The 25,503-nt window shown below is 67.4% G+C and carries 29 protein-coding genes and 1 pseudogene; 14 read left to right on the forward strand and 16 right to left on the reverse strand.

The window, feature by feature from the left end; genetic code table 11:
• Positions 1–385 precede the first annotated feature (385 nt).
• The 8 genes and pseudogenes from AB0I03_RS09350 to AB0I03_RS09385 form a co-directional block, all read right to left on the reverse strand.
• Positions 386–790 carry an Rv3654c family TadE-like protein gene (locus AB0I03_RS09350; RefSeq protein WP_360409095.1) on the reverse strand — a complete coding sequence of 135 codons (405 nt, stop codon included), beginning with the start codon at positions 788–790 and terminating at the stop codon, positions 386–388.
• Positions 787–1,107 carry a TadE family type IV pilus minor pilin gene (locus AB0I03_RS09355; protein ID WP_360409098.1) on the reverse strand — a complete coding sequence of 107 codons (321 nt, stop codon included), beginning with the start codon at positions 1,105–1,107 and terminating at the stop codon, positions 787–789. The genes AB0I03_RS09350 and AB0I03_RS09355 overlap by 4 nt, the downstream gene beginning before the upstream one ends.
• Positions 1,108–1,298: 191 nt before the next feature.
• The gene (locus AB0I03_RS09360) at positions 1,299–1,493 is read right to left on the reverse strand and encodes a DUF4244 domain-containing protein (protein WP_360409101.1); all 195 of its coding nucleotides are present in this window, start codon (positions 1,491–1,493) and stop codon (positions 1,299–1,301) included.
• Positions 1,494–2,010: 517 nt separating this feature from the next.
• A complete protein-coding gene (locus tag AB0I03_RS09365) occupies positions 2,011–2,610 on the reverse strand; it encodes a type II secretion system F family protein (protein WP_360409104.1) in 600 nt (199 codons plus the stop codon).
• Positions 2,610–3,290 (reverse strand): type II secretion system F family protein, encoded by a 681-nt coding sequence (locus tag AB0I03_RS09370; RefSeq protein ID WP_360409107.1) that lies wholly within the window; start codon positions 3,288–3,290, stop codon positions 2,610–2,612. The genes AB0I03_RS09365 and AB0I03_RS09370 overlap by 1 nt, the downstream gene beginning before the upstream one ends.
• Before the next feature lie 216 nt (positions 3,291–3,506).
• Positions 3,507–3,890, reverse strand: a pseudogene (locus tag AB0I03_RS09375) (ATPase, T2SS/T4P/T4SS family); the annotation flags it as partial.
• A 176-nt stretch (positions 3,891–4,066) separates the two neighbouring features.
• Positions 4,067–4,249, reverse strand: a complete 183-nt coding sequence (locus tag AB0I03_RS09380; RefSeq protein WP_360409110.1) for a DUF397 domain-containing protein — start codon at positions 4,247–4,249, stop codon at positions 4,067–4,069.
• Positions 4,242–5,042, reverse strand: coding sequence for a helix-turn-helix transcriptional regulator (locus tag AB0I03_RS09385; protein ID WP_360409113.1), 801 nt, complete (start codon positions 5,040–5,042; stop codon positions 4,242–4,244). The genes AB0I03_RS09380 and AB0I03_RS09385 overlap by 8 nt, the downstream gene beginning before the upstream one ends.
• Positions 5,043–5,382: 340 nt before the next feature.
• Here AB0I03_RS09385 and AB0I03_RS09390 point away from each other — a divergent pair, with 340 nt between their 5' ends.
• The 8 genes from AB0I03_RS09390 (at position 5,383) to AB0I03_RS09425 (ending at position 11,418) form a co-directional block, all read left to right on the forward strand.
• Positions 5,383–6,243, forward strand: a complete 861-nt coding sequence (locus tag AB0I03_RS09390) for a hypothetical protein (protein WP_360409116.1) — start codon at positions 5,383–5,385, stop codon at positions 6,241–6,243.
• A 65-nt stretch (positions 6,244–6,308) separates the two neighbouring features.
• The gene (locus AB0I03_RS09395) at positions 6,309–6,554 is read left to right on the forward strand and encodes a hypothetical protein (RefSeq protein WP_360409119.1); all 246 of its coding nucleotides are present in this window, start codon (positions 6,309–6,311) and stop codon (positions 6,552–6,554) included.
• Positions 6,547–6,714, forward strand: coding sequence for a hypothetical protein (locus AB0I03_RS09400; protein WP_360409122.1), 168 nt, complete (start codon positions 6,547–6,549; stop codon positions 6,712–6,714). Before AB0I03_RS09395 ends, AB0I03_RS09400 begins: the two co-directional genes overlap by 8 nt.
• A complete protein-coding gene (locus tag AB0I03_RS09405) occupies positions 6,707–6,868 on the forward strand; it encodes a hypothetical protein (protein ID WP_360409125.1) in 162 nt (53 codons plus the stop codon). The genes AB0I03_RS09400 and AB0I03_RS09405 overlap by 8 nt, the downstream gene beginning before the upstream one ends.
• A 66-nt stretch (positions 6,869–6,934) precedes the next feature.
• The gene (locus tag AB0I03_RS09410; protein ID WP_360409127.1) at positions 6,935–7,282 is read left to right on the forward strand and encodes a hypothetical protein; all 348 of its coding nucleotides are present in this window, start codon (positions 6,935–6,937) and stop codon (positions 7,280–7,282) included.
• A gap of 488 nt (positions 7,283–7,770) precedes the next feature.
• The gene (locus tag AB0I03_RS09415) at positions 7,771–8,076 is read left to right on the forward strand and encodes a hypothetical protein (protein ID WP_360409130.1); all 306 of its coding nucleotides are present in this window, start codon (positions 7,771–7,773) and stop codon (positions 8,074–8,076) included.
• 687 nt (positions 8,077–8,763) lie between these two features.
• On the forward strand, positions 8,764–8,967 hold the full coding sequence (locus AB0I03_RS09420) for a hypothetical protein (protein ID WP_360409133.1): 204 nt from the start codon (positions 8,764–8,766) through the stop codon (positions 8,965–8,967).
• A gap of 69 nt (positions 8,968–9,036) precedes the next feature.
• A complete protein-coding gene (locus AB0I03_RS09425) occupies positions 9,037–11,418 on the forward strand; it encodes a bifunctional DNA primase/polymerase (RefSeq protein ID WP_360409136.1) in 2,382 nt (793 codons plus the stop codon).
• Positions 11,419–12,553: 1,135 nt separating this feature from the next.
• Here AB0I03_RS09425 and AB0I03_RS09430 read toward each other — a convergent pair.
• The gene (locus AB0I03_RS09430; protein ID WP_360409139.1) at positions 12,554–12,913 is read right to left on the reverse strand and encodes a hypothetical protein; all 360 of its coding nucleotides are present in this window, start codon (positions 12,911–12,913) and stop codon (positions 12,554–12,556) included.
• Entirely contained in the window at positions 12,910–13,320 is a 411-nt protein-coding gene (locus AB0I03_RS09435; protein WP_360409142.1) for a hypothetical protein, read from the reverse strand. Before AB0I03_RS09435 ends, AB0I03_RS09430 begins: the two co-directional genes overlap by 4 nt.
• A gap of 530 nt (positions 13,321–13,850) precedes the next feature.
• On the opposite strand from AB0I03_RS09435, the gene AB0I03_RS09440 reads away from it, so the two are divergent.
• Genes AB0I03_RS09440 through AB0I03_RS09450 form a run of 3 tightly spaced genes read left to right on the forward strand, consistent with a single transcriptional unit; the run spans position 13,851 to position 14,792 of the window.
• On the forward strand, positions 13,851–14,429 hold the full coding sequence (locus AB0I03_RS09440; RefSeq protein ID WP_360409145.1) for a hypothetical protein: 579 nt from the start codon (positions 13,851–13,853) through the stop codon (positions 14,427–14,429).
• Positions 14,429–14,632, forward strand: coding sequence for a hypothetical protein (locus tag AB0I03_RS09445; RefSeq protein ID WP_360409148.1), 204 nt, complete (start codon positions 14,429–14,431; stop codon positions 14,630–14,632). The genes AB0I03_RS09440 and AB0I03_RS09445 overlap by 1 nt, the downstream gene beginning before the upstream one ends.
• Positions 14,619–14,792 (forward strand): hypothetical protein, encoded by a 174-nt coding sequence (locus tag AB0I03_RS09450; RefSeq protein WP_360409151.1) that lies wholly within the window; start codon positions 14,619–14,621, stop codon positions 14,790–14,792. The genes AB0I03_RS09445 and AB0I03_RS09450 overlap by 14 nt, the downstream gene beginning before the upstream one ends.
• Before the next feature lie 241 nt (positions 14,793–15,033).
• Here AB0I03_RS09450 and AB0I03_RS09455 read toward each other — a convergent pair whose 3' ends face one another.
• The 4 genes from AB0I03_RS09455 to AB0I03_RS09470 all read right to left on the reverse strand — a co-directional run bounded on the left by AB0I03_RS09455 (position 15,034) and on the right by AB0I03_RS09470 (position 19,694).
• A complete protein-coding gene (locus AB0I03_RS09455; RefSeq protein ID WP_360409154.1) occupies positions 15,034–16,557 on the reverse strand; it encodes a recombinase family protein in 1,524 nt (507 codons plus the stop codon).
• A 16-nt stretch (positions 16,558–16,573) separates the two neighbouring features.
• Positions 16,574–17,392, reverse strand: a complete 819-nt coding sequence (locus AB0I03_RS09460; protein ID WP_360409157.1) for an ATPase, T2SS/T4P/T4SS family — start codon at positions 17,390–17,392, stop codon at positions 16,574–16,576.
• Positions 17,389–18,543, reverse strand: coding sequence for a septum site-determining protein Ssd (gene ssd / locus AB0I03_RS09465; RefSeq protein WP_360409160.1), 1,155 nt, complete (start codon positions 18,541–18,543; stop codon positions 17,389–17,391). The genes AB0I03_RS09460 and ssd overlap by 4 nt, the downstream gene beginning before the upstream one ends.
• 254 nt (positions 18,544–18,797) lie before the next feature.
• A complete protein-coding gene (locus AB0I03_RS09470; RefSeq protein WP_360409163.1) occupies positions 18,798–19,694 on the reverse strand; it encodes an aldose 1-epimerase family protein in 897 nt (298 codons plus the stop codon).
• 356 nt (positions 19,695–20,050) lie between these two features.
• On the opposite strand from AB0I03_RS09470, the gene AB0I03_RS09475 reads away from it, so the two are divergent.
• The gene (locus tag AB0I03_RS09475; RefSeq protein WP_270116372.1) at positions 20,051–21,139 is read left to right on the forward strand and encodes a citrate synthase 2; all 1,089 of its coding nucleotides are present in this window, start codon (positions 20,051–20,053) and stop codon (positions 21,137–21,139) included.
• A 173-nt stretch (positions 21,140–21,312) separates the two neighbouring features.
• Complete coding sequence (locus AB0I03_RS09480; RefSeq protein WP_360409166.1) at positions 21,313–23,343, forward strand: PIG-L family deacetylase; 2,031 nt, start codon at positions 21,313–21,315, stop codon at positions 23,341–23,343.
• Positions 23,344–23,412: 69 nt separating this feature from the next.
• Here AB0I03_RS09480 and AB0I03_RS09485 read toward each other — a convergent pair whose 3' ends face one another.
• Entirely contained in the window at positions 23,413–23,964 is a 552-nt protein-coding gene (locus AB0I03_RS09485; RefSeq protein ID WP_360409169.1) for a hypothetical protein, read from the reverse strand.
• The gene (locus AB0I03_RS09490; RefSeq protein ID WP_360409172.1) at positions 23,961–24,119 is read right to left on the reverse strand and encodes a hypothetical protein; all 159 of its coding nucleotides are present in this window, start codon (positions 24,117–24,119) and stop codon (positions 23,961–23,963) included. The genes AB0I03_RS09485 and AB0I03_RS09490 overlap by 4 nt, the downstream gene beginning before the upstream one ends.
• A gap of 251 nt (positions 24,120–24,370) precedes the next feature.
• Between AB0I03_RS09490 and serC the strand changes: the two genes are divergently transcribed.
• A complete protein-coding gene (gene serC, locus AB0I03_RS09495) occupies positions 24,371–25,498 on the forward strand; it encodes a phosphoserine transaminase (RefSeq protein WP_360409175.1) in 1,128 nt (375 codons plus the stop codon).
• Positions 25,499–25,503 lie beyond the last annotated feature (5 nt).

Below are 25,503 nucleotides of genomic sequence, written 5' to 3' on the forward strand. Positions count from 1 at the left end.
TTCGGGCTTCGGGCTTCGGGCTTCGGGCTTCGGGCTTCGGGCTTCGGGCTTCGGGCTTCGGGCTTCGGGCTTCGGGCTTCGGGCTTCGGGCTTCGGGCTTCGGCGGGTATCGAACCACTTCGCGCCGTTGGATCTCGAGGCCGGTCGATGGCGACTAAGGGAGGTGGCTTTTCGCGCCGCCCGCTTTGGGGGCCCCCTCCCCTCCCCCCACCCACCCCGCCCCCTTGCCCACCCGCCGCCTTCCTGCACGCCAGTCGTCGTTCGGTGCCTTTGGTGTTCTCGGTCCCGGCGGCCTGGCCTTGGCCGCCGGGACCGGTTGTGCGCTATTGCAATCGAGCCGGACAGGACCCGCCGCAGTGCCGAGCCGTCGCTCGCAGCGGTGCTGCTATTCGACGGCGACCGGTCCCGCCCGGGATACTGCTCTGGCCGGGCCGAAGGCCGCTGGGAGGCCCTTCGGGGTCTCGTTCACGTGGACCGTCACCTCCAATCCGCTTACCTCGCATCCTTGGAACTCCGTCTCGGAGCGCTCGACCATCGCCTGTGCCGCCGCGCATGCCTCGCCCTCGCCGTACAGCACCTTCGCGGCACCGGCCAGCGCGGCGGCGTCCGCCGCACCTTGGGCCCGGTGGCGGGCGGCGCTGGCTTGGCCGACTGCTGTGAATGCGACCGCCGAGACCAGGATCGCCGCTGTCACACCGGCCGCCAGGACCGTCGCCGATCCTCGTTCGTTGCCGCGCCCTTCCCCGGCGGCGGGTTGGGCAGTGGCTGGTTTGCTTTTGTCCTTTCTCATTGGGGGAGGCCCGGTTCCATCGGGGCGGCGGCTTCGGCGGTGATGTCCATCGGTGGCGTCAGCGGGCCCAGCGGGCGGACCGGTGCTGTCACTACGGCCCTCGCCACGGTGTCGTCGCTCGACACCGCCACCGATGCGCCCTCGGGGAGATAGGCCTCCGCGACTGCTTGGGCGTCTTCGCCTCGGGCTGCCGCGATCGCCGCGCTGTTGGCCGCGTCGATCGCTCGGACCTTCATCCCGACCGCCGACACCGCCCAGAGGCCGAGCGCCAGCACCGCGACCACTGCCGGCAGGGCCGCCGCGAGTTCGGCGGTCACGAACCCGCTTTCGGATCCGCCTCTGCGTTTGCCGCCTTCTTCGTTCGCCGCCGGTCTGGAGCGGGGCCCTTTGCCTCGCGGACGGCGCTTCGCCGTTCGTTCCGGGTCGGGTCTTCGGGATACGGGGCGATTCGCCGGGGGCGGCGGGTTCGGTCGGAGCCGGCGGCCGGGTGCGGTGCTGCGGCTCGTCTTCACGTCAGGGCCCGTTCGATCAGGTCCGACAGTGCGCTTTGGACCGGGCCCGAGGTGAGCACCTTCAGCAGTACTCCGGCGAAGGCCACGGCGGCGAGTGTGCCGACGGCGTACTCGGCGGTGCTCATGCCGCTCTCGCCTCGCATCCTGGAGGCGAACTGCCCGCCCCAGGTCGGTTTTGCCGTGCGCTGCATGCGGCCTGCGCTCCATTCGTCGTCGCGCCTCGGGTGCGGGCTCGGGCGACGCTTGACGGCAGGCGGCCGCTCCTCGGTGAGGTGCGACGGCCCGGCGGTGATCGGGGTCCGGCTTCGGTTCGAGCCGGGCGACCAGGGCGTGACTGCGTTCGTTGCACTGGCGGTGGTCGTTGAAGCGATGGTGTTCGTTGGCGTTGGTGCCGCTGGTCGGGCGATCGTGTTCGGTTGGCCGTCGGTGGTGTTCGTGTTCGGTCGCCGCGCTGGTTGTTCGGTGGTCACGGCGTCTTCGGGAGGGCTCACCTCGCAGCGTCGGCCGCATGCGGGGCGCGGATGGGTGCCTCCGGGTTCGCAGGCGGCCGGCCTGCGGCTTTCTGGGCGGCAGGAGGCCTGGCAGACGCCGGGTCGGGAGGGTGCGCGGCGGTTCCGGCGGGTCGGGAGGGCCATCGTGGTGTGGGTGTTCGCGTGCATTGCGGTTTCCTTTCTTCGGTGCGGGCGGTGTTGCCCGGGAGCTGTGCGGTCAGAGGCCGGTGGTCAGGGTGTCGGTGACGATGCCGAGCACCACCGGGCCGATTCCGGCGATCACGAATGCGGGCAGGAAGCACAGGCACAGGGGCCCGACGAGGGCCACTGCGGCGCGCCCGGCGCGTTCTTCGGTTCGGGTGCAGAGTTCTGAGCGGATTGACGCCGCGAGTTGTTCGAGCCCGGCGGCGATGGCGGCGCCGGAGTCGCCGGACCTGTCGAGTTGGCGTGCCAGGCGCGCGGCGCCGGGCAGTCGGCCGAGTTCCGGGAGTGCTTCGGCGGCCGTGGCGCCCAGGTGGATCGCTCCGGCGAAGCGGTTGAGGCGATCGCCGATCTCGGGGTCGTCCGCTTCGGCGACGGCGAATGCCGCCTGCGGGAACGGGGCCCCGGCGCGCATGCAGGCGGCGAGGAGGTCGAGGGTCCAGGGCCAGGACGGGGCGAGCCGTTCGGCGGCGGTCCGCTCGGCGCGGTCCGGGTCGGCGCGGAGGAGGCGGGCGGCGAGCCACCAGGCGCCGAATCCCGCGACGATGCCGGTCACGCCGCCGATGGCGATCGCGGTGGCGACGCCCGCTAGGGGGCCGATGAGTTTGCGCAGCATCAGGAGCTCCCGGGATTGACGGAGTTGATGAGTGCGCCGGTCCAGGCGAGTCCCGCTGCTTGGAGGCCCATCGCCGCCCCGGCCGCGCCGATGCCGGCAGGGCTGCCGAAGAGGAAGGCGACGGCTTCGACGCCGAGCGCCACTTCGCCGAGTGCGACTCCGGCGACGGGCAGGGCGATGAGGAGTGCGGCGGTGGCTCGGATCGATGCGGTCTGCGCGCCGGCGCGGGCGGCGGCGCGGTCGTCGTCGTTGAGGTGGTCGGCGAGTCGGCGGCAGAGTTCCGCGGCGGGCGCGCCGAGCTCGGCGGCGATGCGGAGGGAGGCTCGGAGGCGGCGCGCGGTGGCGGAGGCTTCCGCGGGCCAATCGGGTTCGGCGGCAGCGACGGCGCGGGTCGGGTCGGTTCCGGCGGCGAGGTCGGCCGCAAGGTAGGCGACGGTGTCGGCTGCGGCGCGGCGTGCTTCGCGGTGGCGCTTGCGGCGCAAGGCGAGATGCCATGCGATCACCGCGGCTGCGGTGTAGATCGCCGCGACCGCTCCGGCGGTGGTCGCCGCGATCGGGCCGAGGCCGCCGTCATGGCGCCATCCCGCGAGCCAAGCGGCGAGGGCCGCGACGAGCAGCGCGGTGACTCCCGCGGCGGCCTTCGGCCGGTGAGTGATGAGGGTGGTGGCGATGGCGGTCATGCGGTGTCTCCTTCCGGAGTTCGGGTGGTCGTGGTGTCGGACTGGGTGGGAGTGCGCTGGTTCGGGGGGCGGGCGGCGACCGTCGCGTCGGGAGTCGGCCTCGGGCCTGGCCGGGTGCGACGGCGGGGACGAGTGGCACGGCTGCAGTGGCGACGCGCGGGCGGTTCGGCGGACACGGTGGCGATCATGTGCGGGAGTCCCTTTCGAGCGGTCGGTTCATGCGTTTCGCTCCCTCAGGAGGCGTTCGAGGGCTCCTGCGCCCGGACCTGGGCCGTGACGGGTCCAGGCGGTCGCGACCGTCAGGGGCTCGGTCCGCGTGGGGCCGGTTTCGATGAGGGCTATTTCGGCGACTTGGCGGCCGGTGCCGTGGCGTCGCAAGTGGATGATGACCCTGAGGGCGGCCACCAGTTGGGCGTGGAGCCCTTCGCGCGGCAGGCCGTGCGGGAGCGCGAGGGCTTCGAGCCTCGCGGGGGCGTCTGCGGCGGCGTTGCAGTGCAGGGTTCCGGCGCCGCCCTCGTGGCCGGTGTTGAGGGCGCCGAGGAGTTCGATGACCTCGGCGCCGCGGCATTCGCCGACGACGATGCGGTCCGGGCGCATGCGTTGGAGCTATTCGGCCTTACCTATTCGCAAGGCTAACTACCAGCGGAAACAATAGGGTGAAATAGACAGGGCTCGATCGGGAACCTGTGTCACCCTTATGCGTTCCGACTCATGGCCGTACGTAGACAGCAAACCGCCCCAGCTCCTCGGAGCTAGGGCGGTGAAGTCTTGGGGGTCTAGTTCGCTTTGGCGCGGGAGAGAAGCGCGGTGAAGTCCTCGGCCCCAAGGCCGAACACGGGGGACTCGTCTGACAACTTCGAGTCCCGGACCTGGAACCCGCGCGTGGTCACCCGAGCCTCAACGCAGTTGTTCCCCTGGGTGCCGCTGCGGGTGCTCTTGCGCCATCCCTGGTCATTCACGCTGAAACTCCTTCACAGATTTTGCCCAACCTTCAAAGTGCGGGGTGTACGTGGTCAGGTGGGCCTCTACCGCCTCGCTGCGACTCTCGTAGCGCGCGCCGGAGATTGACTCCGAGTACACCACATCAGGGGTCCCGTTCTCAAACAGTATTACAGTGAATGGCCCCATCAGCGAGGGCGGTGAGCCCTCTCTCATCGGAAGGTACCGAACCGACACACCCGGTCGTTGGTCGTGCTCTAGCAGCCGGTCAAGCTGGGCCTGGTCACAGTCGCCCCAAAGCGCGGATTCGGGCATCATGAGCTGGACCTCTGGGAACGGAGCCTCCCAGAAACCGGCCTGTCGCTTCATTCGAAGTTCGACTTTCCGCTTGGCGTCTTCCGCCTTGTCGCGCTGGTGGAGCAGGTTCGCGTACTCCCTGGTTTGGAACAGCCCGTTCACCAACGGGTCAAAGATGAAGATCTTCGAGGCGTGGCGTTCCAGGGTGAAGAGCATCTTGATGTTCTGGAACATCACCTCCCCGTACGGCTCCCACCACTCCGCGTCCTCTTCAGCCTTGATGAACATCTGTTGCGTGACGTACTTGTCCTCAGGGCTGGTCCCGTACAGGTCGCACAGCCGACCGATCGCGTCATAGGTGAGCATCACCCGATGGCCGTTCTCCAACTTCGAAAGTTGGTTGATGTTCCGGATCATCCCAGCGGCCTTGACATCTCGAAGACTCAGGCCTTTGGCCTCGCGAAACTCTCGAAGGCGGATACCGAGCTGAATGCTCACGAATGTCGGTTCGCTCATCTCCTAAGTGTTCCATACCGTAAAGCGCGTCCCGCGAGGAGCGTCACTCCTAGGGCGTCTCTAAGAGTGACAGCCGTTTCCGGCGGTTTGATCTTGTGTCACTTAACACCCGCGCCTTAACGTCAAAGTCGTGGCCTCCTGATCTGGGGTGAAGTCCCATCCACCCCGGCCACAACCGGAGGGGCCTCGTGGGGCGGGGCTCCTCCGACCCTCCTGTTCTCGCAGGTCAAAGCCTATTCAAGATTTTGTGAAACTTTTCACATGAAAGGGTTTCCAACGGCGCATATCTGGAGGAGGATCGGGGATGTGGCAAACGCTTGCCACCACAAAGGAGGATGACATGAACGTCGAGACCACCCACGAGGCCCTGGCCGCCAAGACCATCGCCGAGCTGCGCGCTTACGCCGCTGACCAGGGGATCAGCCTCCCGACCAAGGGGCGCAAGGCCGACCTGATCGCGCTGACGCTGGACCTCCTCTCGATGAAGGCCCAGCCGGAGCCGGAGCCTGTCGAGGAGGAGAAGGCCCCGACGACCACGATCACCCTGGACTGCGGCCACCCGTTCGCGGTCTCTCACCTCGATGTCCTCCCCGGGAATGTCAAGGGCTACCTCGCGAAAGCCAAGAAGTCCGCAGACTGCCCCCGCTGCCCGGCTGCGGTCGCGGAGCCGGAGGGGGAGGTCTCGGAGGCCCCTGAGCCCATCGAGGAGGCTCCGGCCCCTGCCCCGACCAAGGCCCAAAAGTCGTCGGCACCTCGGAAGCCCAAGGCGGCCAAGGCTTCCAAGCCGACCCCGACAGCGCCCAAGGCCAAGAAGTCGGCCAAGCCCAAGAAGGCCCTCAAGAAGGAGCCCACGGGTTGGGGGTTCTCCTCCAAAGAAGGCGGACACGCCGACTCCTCGAAAGCGCTCATCCGCGCCAAGACGCCGGACGCGAAAGCGGCGGTGGCTGCCGAGCTGATCGAGGCCACCGGCTGGACGGCCAAGGTCGTGGAGACCTCGGAGGAGCACGCGGTGCTCCAGGCGACCTACGGTGACGCGCTCATCGTGATCCGCTGGCAGCCGCTCGACGCCAAGAAGCTCGACATCCGCCACTACAAGACCCCGGACCACAAGGGCTGCGGCCTCCTCAACGTCTCTGCGGCCCTCAAGGCCTGCAAGGCGACCACAGACCAGGCGGCACCCGAGCTGGCCCACGCCGCCTGAGGGGAGGAGCGCGATGGGGGTCGCGCTCCTCCCCTTCCCATACCCACCAACGAAAAGGATTTCACATGAAGAATCCGAACCGACTCGTCCGCCCGTTCACCCAAGAGGACCTGCCCTCGGTCAAGGTCCGGCCCGGTGTCGAGGACGCGCCTGCCTCCGAGCCCATCGTTGCTATCGCGGGCCGCGACCTCGTAGGGATGCCGCACACGATCGCGTTGACCCACGCGGAGGCCAAGGAGATGTCCAAGCGGCTCTGGGCCATCTGCGCGGCCTTCGATGTCGCCCGGAGCGGAGGGCCCGCAAGTGTCTGATCTCTGGGCGGGATTCGTCCACTTCCTCGTGACCGTCTGGCACGCCGCCCAGGACTGGTACCTCCTCGTGGTCCTCGGAGCCGCGCTCCTCGGCGTGGTCGTCGTGGTCATCGAGGTCCACCAGTTCACCAAGCGCGCTAAGGAGCGGCGGAATGGCTGACCTCCTGGGGGCCGGAGTCGGTGGGCTCGCGTTCGTCGCGGTCCTGGCCGTCTTCTCCCCGCTCCTCCGCGTGAAGCTCCGCCGGTCCGTTGCCCCGGTCGCGGTCGCGGTGATCGCGCTCGTGCTCCTCGCGGCCTACATCGACACGAAATAGCAGGTAGGCCGGGGGCGACCACCCCCGGCCTACAACGCATCAACCAAACCTAGCGAAGGAATTTCGATGCAGTACCCAACTCTAGATCAGCCCGATGTCCGCGTCACGATCGCGGAGCGCGACATGCACCTCCACTACCCGCTCCCGACCCTCCTCCGGCGGCTGACCGGTATCGGCTCGATGGTCTGCGCCGCGTGCGGTGAGCCCTGGAGGGGCCTCGGATGCCAGACCTTCCGCGACGCCCGGGTCACGCTGATCACCTACGCCGCGAGGAAGGCCCAAGCCCGACCCACCCTCTCCTCGGTCCGACCGGCTGAGGACCACTACAGGTGGCGGGTGCCGGTCTCCCGGGCGGAGTACCGCACCAGCCGTCGCCGAGCTGGTGGCCGGCACCGGGCGGAGGTCACCGTCTGATGGCGGACGCGAGGATCATCATCAAACCGACTTCAACCGGCAAGTTCGTTGCGCTCGTTGAGGTTGGCGGCGTGATCCTCGCGTCTATGGTCCGGCCGACCCGGGAGGAGTGCGAGGCCTGGGTCAGGGCGGACCACCCGGATACGTTCGCCCGGGTGGGCGTCGAGCACTGGGCCCACCCGCAGCGCCCAACCCGCTGGTAAGACTGCACAACAATTCGAGGGCCCTAGCCACAAGCTAGGGCCCTCTTCTTGTGCCCTCGGGTGTTCGGGCCTGGATATGGGGGTCTCGTGTGGCTACGGCCACGCGAGGAGGTCTAGCGCTGTTTCGGCTGGTCTGCTACTGTGCGGGTAGATCGCTAACCGCTCTGCATAGCATGACTAGCCGGGTGCGGTTAACGGGTTCAAGCCGGTTCCCGAGTGACTCACATTCAATGTGGGCTGCTCGGCTTTTTTGTGCGCGCGGCCCGCCAGATCGAAAGGGCCGCAATGGCAGTCAAGACCAAGAGGCCGACCCCGGCAAGGGTCCACTCGTTCATCCGCCTCGATGGCGAAGATGAACTCAACTTGATGATGGGCCGCGACTCTGCGCGCTTCTACCTCATGACCGAGGTGACCTCCGCTGACGGTCTCGCCGAGATCCACAGGCGGCGTGCGGAAGCCAACGACGCCAAGGCGCAGGCCGCCCTGGAAGCCCTCGCGTCCAAGCCGGAGCCCGATCCGGAGCGCGAGCTGACCGGGGCTGACGAGGCCATGGCCTCCTATCTCACCGGCGACGACGCCACCGAGGAGTAGGGCGCAGGGCACCTGATCTCTGCCATCGATCGGGTGCCCTCATGCGGCCTAGCATGACCATAGCCCAACAAACACCGTTCGTTGTTATATGGATGCCTAGAGCGTATCGGGTGCGGCCTATGCGGAGTACGCAAAAGGGGCAGGCGTTCGCTCGCCTGCCCCTGACCGTGTTTTCAAGCTCGACACCGAGGACTTGTCCTGAGTCCCCCTGCCACCCCTCCGTTGGAGAATGAGGCAATTTGTTAATAGTGTCCTCGTAAGCATACCGAGTGCGCAAAAGTGCCGATGTCTTCACTCCAGAGTACTATTCGAAGCGCGCCGAAACGGCCGATCAATTACTCGTTGCAACCATTCCGGGAGTCGCTATGCCTACCCCACTGCTGCCTGAAACCAATGTGCGGACTACTCCGACCACGGTCTCACTGCTGCCGGTTCACCGCGCAGCCCTAGCGGATACCGCCAAGTCGCTGGGTGTCTCGTGGAGTGAGGTCATGCGACGTGCTATCGAGGAATTCGCCCGTAACAACACCTAGGCAAATTGAAAGCGCCACCTGCCGCAAACAGGTGGCGCTGAAATACACGAGAGGTAAGCCATTGACCATGGGAAAAACCAGTACGCGTACGAACGAGTCTAGTCGGTGCTCGACCACTCCGCCACCGCGAAAGCTCCGCTCAGGGGCTGTCGCCGTGCTCAAGTCGGGTGCGACCGAAGAGGGCGAACACGCCTGGTACCGGGCGCAGGACATCGAGGAGCTGCCCGGCGGCGTGGTGAAGCTTCATTACGCGAAGCGCGAGGCTGAAGCCGACTTCACGCTGTACGAGTGGGATGTGCTGATCCTGCACCCGGCTCAGGGCGCTATCGCTATTCAGCGCGACGACTACGAGGACTAGGGCAACAAAAATGGGGCGCGGGAGAGATGACCCGCGCCCCACGAAAAGAAAGCGATAGGAGAATTGTATATGAATGCAGTCGACAATGACGGCAATGGCACCCTGAAGCGCGCGCTTCGGCTCGCTGAGCTTGGGTTCTATGTGTTCCCGGTCGAATGGGAGGGCAAACACCCGATGTGCAAGTGGTCGAAGTCGTCCACGACCGATCCCGATGAGCTGGTGCAGCTCTGGGACCGTGGCGGGCGTGACAACCCGAAGAACATCGGCATTGACTGCGGCAAATCCGGTCTGGTCGTGATCGATGAAGATGAACTCGATGCCTTCGGCGACTTCGCCGAGATGAACGGCCACAAGATCCCGCCGACGCTCACGGTGCGGACCGCGAAGGGGCGCCACTTCTACTTCGCGCAACCGGACGACGTGGAGCTGACCAACCGCGAGGGGCGGCTGCCGAAGTCAATCGACGTTCGCGGGGTCGGCGGCTACGTCCTCGCACCCGGCTCGCGCCACGCTTCGGGCGCGGCCTACGCGATCGAAGTCGAAGGGGAGCCCGCCGAGTGCCCTAGCTGGCTCGTAGACGTGTTGGCGGACCGCGAGGCAACCGGCGAGACCTCCGAGCCGGGCTGGTGGCGTACGGGCCAGATCCCGCCCGGTCGGCGCGATACCGCGCTGTTTAAGGCCGCGTGCTGGGCTCGCGGCGAGGGGATGGCCGCCGAGGACGCCGAGGAGGTCTTGGCCGAGGTCTTGGAACGGTGCGAGCCGGAGGTGACAGAGCACGGCGAGCACCCTCGGTACGGAATGGACCATGCCCGCGCCAAGATCGAATACGTCTGGCGCATCTACAAAGAGGGCCGCGAGGAGGTGACCAGCGAAGGGCTGGAGCCTGTCGACGTGACCAACCCCGCGACGGCTGCGAAGTGGCTCAAGCGAACGATCGGGCGCGGCAAGCTCTCGGGCATGTTCGTGCGCGGCGGTGAGATCGTGTACACGCCGCGCGTCGGGGAGGATGGCTATATCCCCCTGGTCGAGTCGGACGAGGAGGGCGGACCCGAGGAGGAGCGGCCCCACGATGGCCCGGCTCAAGTCCGGACTGCCACGCCTGACTCGCTGGCCGCGCGCATCGACTTCAACCACAAGGTGACCCGGGTCAAGAAAGAGGAGGTCATCCCTGCGCTGTTCCCGACTGAAGCGGCTAAGCGCGTCCTTGCGGTTCCCGATCTGATGGATGAAGTCCGGCCGCTGCGAGGCGTTGTTCACACGCCGATTGTCCGGCCGGATGGAACGATCCTCGCGGAGCCGGGATATGACGCTGCTACCGGGATGCTCTACTTGCCCGACCCCAACCTGATCGGGATGCTCAAGCCCAAGGCCAAGCCGGGGTCGAAAGCCGTTGAGAGCGCCAAACGCGGGATTGAACAGCTGATCCGGGAATTCGAGTTTGAGACGCCCAACTACCGGATCAACTACATTGGCGCGCTGCTGACGCCGATCCTCCGCGCCATCACGCCGCCACCGTACAAGCTGTTCGCCCTCGATGCGCCGGTGAAGGGGACCGGGAAGACCACCGCCGCGAACGTGATCCGCTACATTCATGGCGGCGTGTTCCGAACCGAGATGCCGGAGAACGCGGCGGAGCTGCGAAAGCAGATCACCTCGATTCTCGATGTGACTACCGCCCCGGTGGTCATCATCGACAACGTGACGGGGATGATCCGCTCCTCGGTACTGGCGGGCCTGCTGACGAGTGACCAGTGGGATGACCGGGAACTCGGCAAGAGCCGCTATATCCAGGCCAAGAATGACCGTATCTGGATCGCAACCGGGAACAACGTCCAGTTCGGTGGCGACCTGCCCCGCCGCGTGTTCTGGTGCCGATTGAACGCGAACCACCCGCAGCCGTGGAAGCGGACCTTTGACAGTGACATCCTCTCGATGGTCCAGCAGCGGCGTGCTGATTTCGTCTGGTGCCTGCTCACGCTCGTGAGTCACTGGGTGGCTGAGGGGATGCAGGTAGCGCCGATCAACACCGCCTATAGCGGGTGGACGAACACGGTGAACGCCATCCTCCAGACTGCCGGGTATGAGGGAGAGTTCGACGCTCCGGATTCGATCCGGCAGGAGCGCGACCCGCAGGAAGAGGAGTGGTATGCGTTCATCGCCGCTGTCCGCGAGCGCTTCGGGGGCAACGGGTGGACCGCGAAACACGTCCTTGAGATGGTCGATGACAACGACTTCCCGCGTGAGAGCCTGCCCGGGGATCTGCCGCAGCGTGCCGGGTACCGGGCGACGGATCTGGTTCGGACGCTGGGCAACTGGCTCAAGAACCGCGTGGACGTCTGGGCGGTCGGTGAGGAGTCGGACCCGCCGCTGATCCTGCGCAAGAGTGCCGGCAAGGAATCCGCGACCCGCTTGCAACTCTGGTCTATCGAGGTGGGGAAACTTCCCGAGTAGTCGATCAGTTACGTATGGTTCCGAAGTCTAGAAGTCTACGAAGTCGGTTTGTAGCCGCCTCTACGGAAAACTTTATTCTCCTGAACAATAATTATTGTTTTCGAGAAAAGAGACTTCAAACAGACTTCGCAGACTTCTAGACTTCGGGACTCTAAGAATTTGTTCACTCTACCGAGAGTAACGATCCCCAGCGTAACCATAATATAGGCGGGTTTCGATTTAAAAGAAATAATCGAGTGAAGCCGTTCAATCGATCACGCAATAAGGCTGACTATTTGAAGCTTCAATAACGTTGATCCGGTGAAGGCATTCAAAGCGAACTAGGCCCACGGGTCCGCAGTCGCTTAGCGGCCACGCTAGGGCCGTTAGATGGTGACCTTAATAGCATTAAGGTACCGGCGGATGACCACGATACCGTCGTGGTCATCCATGACCGGACTAGTAATCCGGTCATGGTTCCTATCGGGAGTAGCGATAGGAACCACGGCTGCAACACCGGTCGTTGAAACTTCCTTGGCGATAAGGAAGTTTCCAGGTGTGAGTAATTGAACCGGAGCGCTCAATTACCCCCTCAATCGAGGGGGTTAGCACTTTTCCGGCAGTCACTCGCGTAACACGAGTAACTGAAACGCCTGGTAGCGGGTTTGTTAGCGGAGCCGCTAAGAATTCAACGCCTGGTCAAAGGGGTTGTTACCCCTGCGCGGGTAGAAAACAAAACCCCAGCTCGTTGGCCTTACTCGTTTCGAGAGTAAGGCGCTGTGAGGATATTATTGACCAAGCGTTCCAGGGCAAAACACGGTCGGCCCAATAAGGAAGCTCCGGAAAAGAAGCGTAATACGCTTAATAATCAACCGAAGGATGGCACCCGCGCTCGTGCCCTTCGGAAGCTCCGGAAGGATGCCCCAGAGCTACACGCAGGAGCGCTATAGCGACTGGTACGCGGTCCACTCGGCGCAAGGGCACGGGTACCCCTTCGGGAGCGGTACCGGGCAAGGCCCGTCGCAGTCGGGGGTGTAGTCCTCCGCGCGCTTATCGATCCACTCGGAGCGGGTGCCTTGGGTGACGAGAGCGCGGATGTAGTTCGTGAGGTGCTGCTGCTCGCGGGCATCCCGGCCCCGACCCCTCCGGATAGGCATCAGGCAGCCCCGCCCTGCTTGCGGGCCTTATTCTCGGAGCGCCGCGAGGACCAGGGCTTAGCGCCATGCGCGAATGCGTCCACGATTTCAGTGGAGAGGTTCGCGGACTTGATCAGTCGCGCGAGGACGAGTCGCTGGTTGCGCTCCTCGGTCATCCAATCCTTCATCTTCTGCCCCTCTGAGTTGTACTCAATTGGGGAGATGGCAATCATCTTGGCGCACAAGTCGAGTCGATCAACCGTAAGACAGATCTCAGTCACAAGCGCGCGCTCATGCGGGGTCAATTCGAGGTCTTGGCTGTCGAAGTATTCGCCGAGCTGTTCGGCGAGTCGCTGACCAGCCTTGCCAAAACGCGTCATTGGGTAGCTCGCTTCCTAGCTCGGACTTTCTCAATCGCTCGCTGCGACTTCTTGGGGCGGTGGACCTTGCGCCCCTTCTCGGAGCCGCCAGGGCCGAGCTTGGCAGCGCCTTCTTGCTGCTTCATCAGGTTGATCATTGCTCGGGTGTACGAGTCCAGCCCATTCGGATGGGGCTCCGAGTCCGCCTCAAAGGCGTGGGCCTTGCCGACCATAAAGCAATCGTCACATGAGACCCGTCCGGATTCTGTGATGTAATTCTTCTTGTCTCGCGACAGCTTCATCTGTTCATTCGCAGCGAATCCCAAGGCGCATTCGCGCGTCTTGTGGGTGATCCCGTTGTGGGTCCGGGTCTCGGTACCCGAGGGCCGGGGAGCAGCAGCAGGGCCGCAGACTTCACACAGTTTCAAGGTTGTTCCTCGGGATCTACCAGGGATTGCACAGATTGGCGTGGGCGTTTTATCTGGGGCCGCGCGGATTTCAAGTTGACTTGGTTTTTGCCGTCGTGAACGAGTCAGCGAACACCATGCCGTTTGATCTGTCCTCTACTGGGGACCACCCCCCAGGGTCAAAACCAGCCTTTACCTGGTCAAACACTCAAGCTCTGTCAGCTCGCGTCGCTATGTTCGTCTCTGTCAGACGTTCTCTTTAGGATTCGAGGACTCGCGCTGTCGTCATTACTCGCGCTCCGTTACTAAGAGCGAGTCGTAACGATTCCTGACCAACAATGCGAGCCCTCGAAACCATTGGAGTAAAACAAACAGCTTCAACTCTTCAGTCTCTGCCTATACCGCCGGTATGGGAGCCACCCCATAGATATGTCCCTATCATATCGGCAATTCCTTATTCCGGATACGCTCGGCAGATAAGGCAACCGTGCCGCCCACCCGCTACCCGTATGGGGATGGGGAGGGATACGAGAGATAGGGAGGGCCCTGTTATGGAACGGACCCCCAGTAAGAAGAAGCTGCCCCCGGCTACCAATGCCCGGCCCAAAGAGCGGCGCCATACCGGAGTAGCGGGAGACCCACAATCTATGGCGATTGCCGGGGCCCTCAACGATGCCGAGAGCGGCAAGCCCTCAGTCACCACGGACGAGGAGCGGGCCCAACGGAAGCGGGCTATGGATCACCCGATCTATACCATGCTGCGGCGCGTCGCTCGGGATAACTACATCCCGAAGAAAGACGAGATTGAGGCGCTGAACCTCCCGCCCAAGTACAAGTCGGAGCTGGCCTACGCCATTCGGCATGTCGCCCGTTGGCGTGAGCAGCCGCCGGAAGTCGAGGAGCGGAAGACCAAGACCGGCAAAGTGATCAATGCTGGCTATCGGTCCCCCGCCTCCCTCGCACACGAGAAGGCCGCCGAGCTTGCTACGAGCCTGGTCGGCTCCCTGCCCGCCGACCACGAGACGCGCCTAGAGGTCAAGACCCGGCACGCCGCCGAGGACGCCCAGGCCAAGCGCCAAAGCGACGACTCCGAGGCCGTGGCCGATCGGGTCTGGCGGGGTGAGCACTGATGAAGCACCTCGACAGCCTCGGAGCGTTCCCGCCGGAGACCATCGACGCCATCCTCAAGCGCGCCGATGAGGCCATCGGCGAGCTGATCCGCGAGGAGTTGGCCGCCAATCGCGCGCACGCCCTCGCTGCCCCATCGCGAGCGGCTAGGGCCGAGTGGGTACGGCAGGCCCGGCAATGGCGGCTGAGCGATGCCGCCGCGTAAGCCCAAGGAGCGGCTGCGCCCCGGGGCGATCAGCCCGGACGCGTACGAGGAGACCTTCACCAACCGGCAGGCCGACGAGATCGCGGAGCGGGTGTGGCGCGGCGAGCACGGCTACAGCCCGGCCCGCAAACCGTCCGCTATCGAGTGGTCCGGGCGGTGACATGGACGCTACAGCCGTCATTAAAGCCCTTACGGCCCTTGAGGATCGCTCCGAGGATTTCACCGATAAGGCCGCGCTCCTCGCGGCTATCCGGGTGCTTACCTATCTACGGGGCCGGGCCGCCAAGGAGCAACCCCACGCGGTCCGGGCCCTGGCCCACCTCGTGATCGAGCCCTAGGCACAAAAGGAGCGGCCTAGCGTGGAAGCTAGGCCGCTCGCGGTGTTCGGGGGTGCCTCGGTGCTACCTCTGCGGTAGCGCGCACGAGGGGCCCATGAGGTAGTCCTCTCGGCCTCGGATTCGGATGAGGGCCCGCTCGAAGAAGGGCACCCGGACCCCAAGCCGCTTGCCGCCCTTCTGCTGGACCTTGAACATCTGGATATCGAGGACATCCCGGATGAGGGCCCGGACTTCCGGAGCCGCCATGTTGGTCAGCCGCTCCATAGCGAAGAGACCGTGTTCCTCCATCCGCCGGATTCCCGCTTGATCTTCTTCACTCCCAGAGAAGTCATCCGCCAACATGGCATAGATCGAACCAGGCACGTTCGCCTTGCTCTTCCTGGCATTGAGGTCGCGGATTCGGGCCCGAATACCGGTTGTGATGGCAGCGGCGTCGTCGGGGTGGAGGGTTCCCGCGATGGAGTTGCGCTGGTGCCCCTCCAGCTTTGTTTCGAGGTCTCGGATCTCAAGGTTAAGGGCCTTGGTCTCCTCAGTATCGGCATCCATCGCGGCCTTGATCTCGTGCTGGTAGTCCGGTCGGCTGAGGACTTTGATCAGGAGTTGTTTCACGATTTTTTCGGCCTCCTCCGCTTCGAACCACACGCACCCCTTCCGGCACCCGTACCGAGGTCCCAGGTAGCCGTTCCGGGTCATGCCGTCCCCTTTGACCCAGTCGCCGCATTCACCACAGCGGACCGCGCGGGTAAGAAGCATCCGAACCGAGGCAGGCCGGAAGTCTTTTGCGTTGCCGTCCAACACTTTGTTGGCCCGGTCCCAAAGTTCATCATCAACGATGGCGGGCCAGATGCCGTGCTTCTCCTTGACCTCCCCGTCAACGGTGATCCGCCGGACTCCCTTATAGACAGGGTTCCGGAGCTTCTTGCGGATTGTTGGCGCGGTGACTCCGAGAAGGTTCTCAAGCTGCCGCATTGGGGTCCCTTCGGCCACCCGCTCATACGCTTCTCGGAGCCTGGCAGCGTTCTCCTCGTTCACGGTCCAGTTCACGACTTTGCCGAGTGAGTCTCGTTGCTGCGCATACTCCTTCGGCACATGACCGGTCGGGGGACGGCCACGCCTGAAAGAGGACTTCACCCCGCGCTCAACCCACTTGGAGCGCTTGTCAGAGTCCTCCGCCGCTTCGATCGCGAGGCGCATCAGCTCGTTACGGTGGTCAGCGCGGGTGAGGTCATAGGTCCGGTCCCGGTTGGTGACGCGGATGAGGAGACCTTTCCTGCGGCCCAGGCTGAGCAGTTGATTCCAGGAGTCCTCATCGAGGAATTTCCTTGAGGCCCTGGAGACCTCCCAGATGGTGAGGATCTGGCAGTCTCCAGACTCAATGCGCTCCAAGACCTTTGACCAGTCGGTACGGCCACCATGCTTCGCGTACTCGGAGGCGGACTTGCCGTCCTTGAAGACCTTGAGCACGGTCCAGCCCAGCCCGGTCGTTACGTCCTCCCGGCACTCAATGATCTGGTCCTCGATCGCGTCCTTGTTCCCGAGGGACTGGCGCGCATAGATGTCGGTGTAAACAACGGCTCTTTCTTCCATGACCTGGAACTCTACTCTAGGAGGCCGAACGATCCTTAGGCATCCGCAGCGATTGGCGGACGAGCGCGGCCAGGTCGACCTCGCCCGCGCCCTCGATGTTCGCGGGGCGTGATTCGAGGGTGAGCGTGTGCGGGTGGTCGGGGGCGAGTTCGGCGGCGTCCTCGACGATGACGATGCGTTCCTCCTTGGGCGCGTTCGAGAGCAGGCTCGCGAGGAGCGTGGTCTTGCCAGTTCCTGTCCCGCCGGTGACGACGAACGCGAGCCGGGCTTTGACGATGCGCAGCAGCAGGTCCGCCATGTCGGCGGTGAGCGTGTCCGCCTCCACGAGCTGGGTGAGCGTGAACGCCTTGGACCGGTGCGTGCGGAACGACAGGTACGGACCCGATGTGGCGATCGGCGAGAGGACGGCGTGGAACCGGGTGCCGTCGGGCAGCCGCACATCCGCGTACGGACTGCCCGCATCGAGGCGCCTGCCGGACGCGGCGGCGAGGCGGCAGGCGAGGGCGCGGATCGCGTCGGGCCCGCCGACGCGAATGCTCACTGGACGCAGGCCCTCGCCGCGGTCGGCCCAGACGCCGCCGGTGCCGTTGACGACGACATCGGTGACCTCCGGGTCGTCGAGCAGCGGTTGGAGCGGGCCGGCGCCGGTGAGGTCGTCGCTCAGGGCGGCCGAGAGCTGCAGGAGCGAGGTCTGGTCGGGTGGTGCGGCCCCGGCCGCGCACAGGGCCCGGACGATGTCCGCTCTGGTCGATCCGCGGGCCCGGCCGCGGTCGGCGCCGGGCCGGGTCTGGGCGGCGAGCTGGCGGCGGACTCGGGCGAGGAGTTCGAGGTTCATCGGGTCGCACCGCTCCGCGTGCCGGGGAGGGCCAGTTCGCCGCGTGAGCGCGGCGCGCTGAGTACGGCGGTGAGGTCGCGGATCCCGCGGCCGACCTTGCCGCGGGGGACGCGGCCTTGGCGTAGGAGGACCGGGAGGCGGCGGTCGGTGGGGACGCTGCCCCGCACCGGGGGTGCGAGCCGGTCGGGTTCGCGCAGGCCGTCCCAAGTGGTGCCCGCCGGGCTCGGACTGGCCTCGCCGCGCAGGACGATGCCGAGGTGGGCGCTGTGGAGGCCGTAGGCGGCGGTGACGCTGCGCGCGGCCTCCCAGGAGCGGGTGCCCGGTCCGATGGCGACCGCGATCGAGCGGGCGGCGACGGCGGCCGATGCGGCAGCGGCGGTGCGGGTGCGCGGCAGGTCGACGACGACGAGGTCGGCACCGAGACGGGCCGCCTGCAGGACGCGGTCGAAGGCGGCGGCGCTCACTTCGGCGGGGTTGCGCGGGTCGGGGCCGACCAGGTGGAGGCCGCCGCGTTTGGGGAGCCCGCCGAGGAGGCGTTCGGGGTCGAGCGGGCCGGTGCCGTTCGCGAGCGAGGGCCAGCGCCAGCCGGGTTGGGCGGCGAGTCCGGCGGCGGTGTCGATGCCGCCGCCGGTGTGGTCGAGGTCGATGAGGACGGTTTTGCGGCCGCTGTGGGCGGCGTCGGTGGCTGCGGCGAGGGCGAGGGTGGAGGCGCCTGCGCCGCCGTGGCCGGCGACGGTGGCGATGACGGGCGCGGGTTCGGCGTCGAGGGCGGTGCGGATGAGGAGGTCGGTGAGGAAGTCGTTCGCGTCGGGGAGGGCGACGACGCTGGTGGCCTGCATCTGGATGGCCATGGGCCAGAGGAGTGAGGTGTCGTCGGTGTCGCCGCCGAGCCAGGACATGGTGGTGCAGAGCAGGAGTGGTTCGCGGTGCGGGAAGTCGCAGGCGATGCATTCGGGGGCGAGGTCGGGGCCGACGAGGACGATGGGGGCGCTCTGCCAGTGGCCTTCGGCGTCGCGGGGGTGGCGGATGCGGCGGAGGGGGTGGCCGGCGGTGGCGGCGAGTGGGGCGATGGCTTCGACGAGGCGGTCGTCGGTGGTGACGAGGAGGGATTCTGCGGCGGTGATCGTGGTGCGGTCGAGTGTCGCGGGCATGGTTGCTCCTACGTTCAGTGATGTTCGTGTGCCTTGGAGTAACCATGACCGGCGGTCGGGCGGGTCGGCAAGAGGCAGTTTTTCTCCTGTGGATAACTTCCGGCTTATCGGATGTTTCAGACAGGCTTGGAAGGCAAGGTGGTCGGGGCTCATCTGTCGCCTGTGGATAACTCGGCGTGTCGTCCGCGAGTCCTGCTCATACGCAGCGAGGGACCGTCCCAGCCGGGACGGTCCCTCGTGTCGCTGCGCTTCGCCTATTCGGGGCGGATGCCCCAGACGCCGAACCAGGCCTCGCTCGGGGAGAGCTCGACCAGGTCCTCGCCGGTGGCGAGGGCGTTCGGCGGGCAGGTGGTCGGCTCGATGGCGACGGAGCCGCGCTTGCGGTCCCCGTCGAGGCCGTCGGCCGTGTAGATGTGGACCCACGGGAAGGACTCGTCCATCCACACCGTGACCGCCTGGCCGGAGACGGGGTCGGCCAGCCGCACTTCGGCCTTCCCGTCGGAGCCGCGCTTGAGGTCGCCGTAGCAGTCGTCGATCACGAGGTCCTTGAGGACCGTCGGGTCGCCGAAGTCGGCCTCGCCGGCGCCGACCGGGATGCTCTGCTTGTCCAGCTTGAGCTTCTTGGCGGCCGGGACGTGCAGGGTCGCCTCGTCGATCCGCTCGAGCGAGCCGGGGATGAGGTAGGAGTGGGTGCCGAAACCGAACGGCGCGGTCTTGTGGCCGGGGTTGGAGACGGTGTGCGCGGCGCGCAGACCGCCGGGCCCGATCGACCAGCGGGTGCGCAGGTGCAGGGTCCAGGGGTAGCCGAGGCGCGCGGGCAGGCGGCATTCGAGGGTGACGGAGGTGTCGGTGACGTCGACGGCGTTCCACTCGGCCCAGGCCACGAAGCCGTGGAGCGCGGTGTTCGTCTCGATCTCGTTGACCGGGAGCTGGTAGTCGGTGCCGTCGTAGCGGTACTTGCCGTCGCGCACCCGGTTGGGCCAGGGCGCCAGCATGTGGCCGGACCAGCCGGGCGCGAGCTCCTCATCCCCGTAGGACATCACGATCGGTCGGCCGCGGTAGGAGTACGAGCGCACTCCACCGCCGACAGCGACGATGGTGGCCTCGTGGTCGTTGTAGGCGATCACCCATTGCTCGCCGGACAGCGCCATAGGGGGTACCTCCGTGTCGTTATCGGTGGGCGGGATGTGCTTTGACGTTAGCTCATGTCCGATGACCTGCGGCACGCGTATCGATGTGGGCGAGATCGCAGGTAATCGTTGAAACCCACAAGACACATTATCGGAACCCTCTGAAAGAAACCGTCAGAACGGGGCATACCACTACCCTCACGATGGTTGTCTCATATTTTGCGCACCTTCTGTACCGCCGATGAGGATCACCCTCGGCACCTGGCCACTTCCGTCGGCCCCCGCATTGAGGCACCATTTCCAGATAACTACGAACCGTCGCCTCCCGGAAGCCCCCGGTCGGCAACCACAGGGACAACACACTCAGGAGTACAACGATGTCTGAGTTCAAGCCCGGCCTCGAGGGCGTCATCGCCTTCGAAACCGAGATCGCCGAGCCTGACAAAGAGGGTGGATCGCTCCGCTACCGCGGTGTCGATATCCAGGACCTGGTCGGCCAGAGCACCTACGGCGACGTATGGGGCCTCCTCGTCGACGGCAAGTTCGGCAACGGCCTGCCCGCCGCCGAGCCCGTGCCCGTGCCCGTCTCCTCCGGCGACACCCGCGTCGACGCCCAGGCCGCGGTCGCCATGCTCGCCCCCTACTGGGGCCTCCAGCCGCTGCTCGACATCGATGACGAGACCGCCCGGGACGATCTCGCCCGCGTGTCGGTCACCACGCTGTCGTTCATCGCCCAGTCGGCCCGCGGCTCCGGCCGCCCCGCCGTGCCCCAGTCGGAGATCGACAAGGCCGGCACCATCACCGAGCGCTTCATGCGCCGCTGGCGCGGCGAGCCCGACCCCGCCCACGTCAAGGCCGTCGACACCTACCTGATGTCGGCCGCCGAGCACGGCATGAACGCCTCCACCTTCACCTCCCGCGTCGTCGCCTCCACCGGCGCCGACGCCGCCGCCGCGATCTCCTCCGGCATCGGCGCGCTCTCCGGCCCGCTCCACGGCGGCGCCCCCTCGCGCGTGCTCCACATGATCGAGGGCGTCGAGAAGTCCGGGGACGCGGAGGGGTACGTCAAGAACCTCCTCGACTCCGGCGAGCGCCTCATGGGCTTCGGCCACCGCGTCTACCGCGCCGAGGACCCCCGCTCCCGCGTGCTGCGCGCCGCCGCCAAGGAACTCGGCGCCCCGCGCTACGAGGTCGCCGAGGCGCTCGAGTCGGCCGCGCTGGCCGAGCTGCGGGCCCGCAAGCCCGACCGCGTGCTCGCCACCAACGTCGAGTTCTGGTCGGCGGTGCTCCTCGACTTCGCCGAGGTCCCCGCCGAGCTGTTCACGCCGATCTTCACCTGCGCCCGCGTGGCCGGCTGGAGCGCCCACATCCTCGAGCAGAAGAAGCTCGGCCGGATCGTGCGCCCCTCCGCGACCTACGTCGGCCCCGGCCCCCGCAAGCCCGAAGAGGTCGAGGGCTGGCAGTAGCCGAAGCTCGCAAGCGGCCCGCGCCGCCCCGCAGGGGGTGACGCGGGCCGCTTTTTCGTGCGCCCGAATGAGGGCTCGTCTCATATGGGCGCGTTCGGGATACGATCGGTCGCGGCGAAGCTCCCCCGCCGCCGCACCGATCGAACACCCGCACCATCCGAACGGGACGCGCCATGCCCTCCCCCCGGCCCCTGCCGCTGCGCCGCCGCGACCTCCTGGTCGGCGGCCTCGCCGGGCTGGCCGTGGCCGCCGCGGCCGCCGAGAGCGTCTGGTCCCTGCGCGAAGCCGCGGGCGGCAGCACGTTCCCCGAGCCGGTGCGCAGCGGCCCGATCCACATGCAGATCGTCGCCCACCCCGACGACTGCCTCTACTTCATCAACCCGCGCGTCGCCCGCGTCCTCGACGACGGCGCCGGGCTCTGCACCGTGGTCCTCACCGCCGGCGAGGCCGACGGGCGGAACTCCTGGGAGGCCGCCGCGCCCGCCGACTTCGCCGGGTACGCCGCCGCCCGCGACAACGGTCTGCGCCGCGCCTACGCCCTCCTGGCCCTCGGCGACGCGGACGCGCAATGGGACCGCTACCTCGCCCCGCTCGACTCCGGCCAGGACGTCGAACTCTGCGTCCTGCGCGACAAACCGCAAGTGCACGTCGTGTTCTGCTCACTGTGGACGAATCTCGGGCGCATCACCGGGGAGTTCACGCGGCTCCTGGCCCTGTGGGAGGGCCGCCTCGACGACTCCCTGATCCTGCCCCCGACCGACTCGCCGCTCGCCGCGGAGTCCACCGTGGACCGCCCGACCGTGCAGGCCACACTCCTCGAACTCCTCGACCGGTACCGTCCGGTCGTGGTCAACACCCTCGACCCCGACCCGGACCCGATCTCCGGGGACCGGCTCGGCGCCGAGCAGCCCGGCTACTCCGACCACATCGACCACACCGCCGCCGCGCTCTTCGCCTGGGAGGCCGTGCGCGAGTGGGGCGGCGCCCGCAGCGCCGAGGCCTGGCGGGGCTACTACAACCGCCGCTGGCCCGGCAACCTCGGCGCGGCCGACCTCGAACCCAAGGGCCGGGCGCTCGACGTCTACGCCTGGAACGACGGCGCCGACTGCGAGCTGCCTAGCGGCTGCGGCGACCGCCTCATCGCCGGGCCCGGCGCGGGCGTCACCTACGGCCACGCCACCCACCCCCGCTACACGGCGGCCGTTGCCGCCGCCGAGACCGACGGCCGCATCCGCCCGTTCACCGTGCGGGGCAACACGCTCCAGGTCCTCGGCGAGGACGGCTGGGAGGACCTCGGCGGACCCGACACCATGCTCCCCTCGCTCGACCGGGCCGGCACGAAGCTCTACGCGATCAGTGCCGAGCACACCCACGACCCGGCCACCCACGTGCGCGACGTGCACTGCTACGACCTGGTCTCCGGCCAGTGGCAGCTCCTCGGCAACCCGGCCGGGTCCGGACCGGACGCCCGCATCGTGGGCCAGGTCGCCGCCGCCGACGACGGCCGCACCGCGCTCGCCTGCGTGCGCCACCCGGACGGCGGCCTCGCGGTGCGGGTGCGCCGCGAAGGCGGCGAATGGGCCGCCTGGACCCGGCTCGACGGACCGGCCGTGCACGACGCCCCCGCCGCGCTCGCCGCCGACGGCGCCTTCACGATCATCGCAGCCACCCCTGACAATGTGGCCGTCTGGGAAGGCGACGGGACCACCTGGACCACCCGCATGCTCGACCTGCCCGGCCCCGACGACCTGCCGTTCCTGCCCGCCACCGCCGTGACCGCCGCGCAGGTCCCGGACGGGCGGATCGTGCTCGCCTCGCGCGTCGCCGGATGCAGCGACGTCGCGATCCACTTCGGACTCGGGGAGGCGTGGACGGGCGTGCGCGTGCCGCTCGAAGGCGGCGTGCTCCCTCCGGCGCTCGCGGTCGGACCCGAAGGCGCGCTCGCGGTGGCCTGCGACGACGGCACCGGCGCCCCGGCGGTGCTCATGCTCGAGCTGCCTGATCTGGAGGCCGGTGCCGGACGGTTCGGGCTGCTGTCGCGGCCGTGGACGCGCGGCGACATCACCGTGGTGAAGCGCCCGGCGGCGGCGTTCGGTTCCGACGGCGCGCTGCGCTTGTGGGCCGTCGCGTCCGACGGTGAACTGTGGACGGCCGGGGCCGAGCCGGGCGGCGAGCCGCCCGCGGGATGGACGCACGCGGCCTGAACCGATCGGCGTGTCCGTTGGAGAGGCGGCGGCACCGGTGCGGTGGTCGCACGCGGCCTGAACCGATCGTTACCGCAGACGGCCTTCGGCGAGTGCTTTGAACGTGCGCAGCTGCCGCCGCATCATCGCCAGGTCGCCCCAGGCGAGAACGCCTCGACGGGCCGCGTCGAACGCGCCGTCGGTCGCCTTGTCGCCGACCAGGAGCGTCGCCCGCAGGCGGGTCCGGGCTTCTGGCAGGGGCTCGACGTCGTAGACGACCACGAACGGGCCGAACAGGCGCAGTCCGCGGGGATCGGTCAGCCGCAGCGTGAGCGACGCGTCGGACCGGAAGTCGACGAGCGTGAAGATCGACATGAACTCCTGGCCGACCGCCAGGTCCTCCATTCCCGGGGTGAGGCGGCGGGGGCTTCGACGGCCGCGGTTGTCGAGGAGGTCGTAGCTGTAGGGGGCGACGCGCATCTGGCACAGCCAGCGGTAGACCGTCGCCGCCGAGGCGTCGATCGCGATGGCGCGGTACCACCGGTCGGCCGGTTCCGGCGCGAACGGCGACCCCGGGCTCGGCCGCTGCTCGTCGGCGGGGCCGGTGCCCCAGTGCCGAGGCGGCCCGGTCCGGCCGCTCACGGCTGCCGGTCCGGTGCGGTGACCGCCCGGCAGCGGCACGCGGTCACGTGCGCGTGCGGGTGCGGTTTCGCCGTCCGCGCGGCCTTGCTGCGCTGGCAGCGGCGGCCCGCGGTCGCGTGCGGGTGCGGTGCTTCGGTGCGGATCAATGGCGCCATAGCGGGGTGCTCCTTCGATGTCCGCCGAGTGTCGCATCAGGTGCCGTCGATGTCACGGCCCATCGGCGCTGATCGCACCGGATGGTGCGAGACGGCCGCGACAACCTGCGGGGCAACGCTCGGCGAACCGCTCGCGGCGCGTAGCATGACCGCGACGCCGAGCCTCGGCATTCCATCAGCCGGGATCGCACTTCCCACGAACCGGTCGGGATGCCAGAGTTCGGTGAGGACCGACCAGAACGGAGCCGACAGTGACCGACCCGATCACCATCCCCGCAGAGCTGCTGCCCGCCGACGGGCGCTTCGGCTCCGGCCCTTCCAAGGTGCCGGCCGACGCGATGAGCGCGCTGAACGGTCTGGGCAGGTCCGTCATGGGCACCTCGCACCGCCAGAAGGCGGTCAAGTCCGAGGTCGGGCGCCTGCGCGCCGGCCTGGGCGAGTTCTTCTCGCTGCCGGACGGCTACGAGGTCGTCCTCGGCGTGGGCGGCGCGACCGCGTTCTGGGAGGTCGCCGTATTCGGCCTCGTCGAGGACCGCGCGCAGGCCGCCAGCTTCGGCGAGTTCGGCTCGAAGTTCGCCAAGGCCATCAAGATCGCCCCGCACCTGGGCGAGCCCACGATCGTCACCGCCGACCCGGGCACGGCCGCGTACCTCTCCTACGAGGACGGCGTCGACACCTACGCGACCCCGCACAACGAGACCTCCACGGGCGTGGCCGTCGACGTCAAGCGCGTCGCCCACGAGGGCGCGCTCATGCTCCACGACGCGACCTCCGCGGCGGCCGGCCTCCCGGTGGACCTCGCCGAGACCGACTGCTACTACTTCGCGCCGCAGAAGGGCCTGGCCTCCGACGGCGGCCTGTGGATCGCGATCCTGAGCCCGGCCGCGATCGAGCGCGCCGAGCGCATCGCCGCCTCCGGCCGCTACATCCCGGCGTTCCTCGACCTGAAGACCGCGACCGACAACTCGCGCAAGGACCAGACGTACAACACCCCCGCGGTCGCGACCGTGGTGCTCGCGGCCGAGCAGGTGGACGCGCTCAACGCCGCGGGCGGCCTCGACGCCGCCGCGAAGCGCTGCGCCGAGTCGGCCGGAGCCGTGTACTCGTGGGCCGACGCCCGCTCGTTCGCGAACCCGTTCGTGGCCGACCCGGCCCTGCGCTCGAACGTCGTCGCCACGATCGACTTCGAGGGCGTGGACGCGGCCGAGATCGCGAAGGTGCTGCGCGCCAACGGGATCGTCGACACCGAGCCGTACCGGAAGCTGGGCCGCAACCAGCTGCGGATCGCGACCTACCCGGCCGTGGACCCCTCGGACGCGGTCAAGCTGACCGAGGCGATCGACTTCGTGGTTGAAAAGCTCGGGGAAAAGCTCGGCTAGCACCA

It is taken from the genome of Glycomyces sp. NPDC021274 (genome assembly GCF_040641195.1).
In the GTDB taxonomy this organism is placed as follows: domain Bacteria; phylum Actinomycetota; class Actinomycetes; order Mycobacteriales; family Micromonosporaceae; genus Glycomyces.

Coding starts and splice junctions, on each gene's coding strand:
- AB0I03_RS09480 (WP_360409166.1), top strand. CDS start 21,313: ATGCCCTCCCCCCGGCCCCTGCCGCTGCGCCGCCGCGACCTCCTGGTC.
- AB0I03_RS09415 (WP_360409130.1), top strand. CDS start 7,771: ATGGCAGTCAAGACCAAGAGGCCGACCCCGGCAAGGGTCCACTCGTTC.
- AB0I03_RS09360 (WP_360409101.1), bottom strand. CDS start 1,493: ATGCAGCGCACGGCAAAACCGACCTGGGGCGGGCAGTTCGCCTCCAGG.
- AB0I03_RS09365 (WP_360409104.1), bottom strand. CDS start 2,610: ATGCTGCGCAAACTCATCGGCCCCCTAGCGGGCGTCGCCACCGCGATC.
- AB0I03_RS09455 (WP_360409154.1), bottom strand. CDS start 16,557: ATGGAAGAAAGAGCCGTTGTTTACACCGACATCTATGCGCGCCAGTCC.
- AB0I03_RS09440 (WP_360409145.1), top strand. CDS start 13,851: ATGGAACGGACCCCCAGTAAGAAGAAGCTGCCCCCGGCTACCAATGCC.
- AB0I03_RS09430 (WP_360409139.1), bottom strand. CDS start 12,913: ATGACGCGTTTTGGCAAGGCTGGTCAGCGACTCGCCGAACAGCTCGGC.
- AB0I03_RS09405 (WP_360409125.1), top strand. CDS start 6,707: ATGGCTGACCTCCTGGGGGCCGGAGTCGGTGGGCTCGCGTTCGTCGCG.
- AB0I03_RS09410 (WP_360409127.1), top strand. CDS start 6,935: ATGCAGTACCCAACTCTAGATCAGCCCGATGTCCGCGTCACGATCGCG.
- AB0I03_RS09385 (WP_360409113.1), bottom strand. CDS start 5,042: ATGAGCGAACCGACATTCGTGAGCATTCAGCTCGGTATCCGCCTTCGA.
- AB0I03_RS09390 (WP_360409116.1), top strand. CDS start 5,383: ATGAACGTCGAGACCACCCACGAGGCCCTGGCCGCCAAGACCATCGCC.
- AB0I03_RS09460 (WP_360409157.1), bottom strand. CDS start 17,392: ATGAACCTCGAACTCCTCGCCCGAGTCCGCCGCCAGCTCGCCGCCCAG.
- AB0I03_RS09370 (WP_360409107.1), bottom strand. CDS start 3,290: ATGACCGCCATCGCCACCACCCTCATCACTCACCGGCCGAAGGCCGCC.
- AB0I03_RS09450 (WP_360409151.1), top strand. CDS start 14,619: ATGCCGCCGCGTAAGCCCAAGGAGCGGCTGCGCCCCGGGGCGATCAGC.
- AB0I03_RS09445 (WP_360409148.1), top strand. CDS start 14,429: ATGAAGCACCTCGACAGCCTCGGAGCGTTCCCGCCGGAGACCATCGAC.
- AB0I03_RS09470 (WP_360409163.1), bottom strand. CDS start 19,694: ATGGCGCTGTCCGGCGAGCAATGGGTGATCGCCTACAACGACCACGAG.
- AB0I03_RS09425 (WP_360409136.1), top strand. CDS start 9,037: ATGAATGCAGTCGACAATGACGGCAATGGCACCCTGAAGCGCGCGCTT.
- ssd (WP_360409160.1), bottom strand. CDS start 18,543: ATGCCCGCGACACTCGACCGCACCACGATCACCGCCGCAGAATCCCTC.
- AB0I03_RS09475 (WP_270116372.1), top strand. CDS start 20,051: ATGTCTGAGTTCAAGCCCGGCCTCGAGGGCGTCATCGCCTTCGAAACC.
- AB0I03_RS09490 (WP_360409172.1), bottom strand. CDS start 24,119: ATGGCGCCATTGATCCGCACCGAAGCACCGCACCCGCACGCGACCGCG.
- AB0I03_RS09350 (WP_360409095.1), bottom strand. CDS start 790: ATGAGAAAGGACAAAAGCAAACCAGCCACTGCCCAACCCGCCGCCGGG.
- AB0I03_RS09395 (WP_360409119.1), top strand. CDS start 6,309: ATGAAGAATCCGAACCGACTCGTCCGCCCGTTCACCCAAGAGGACCTG.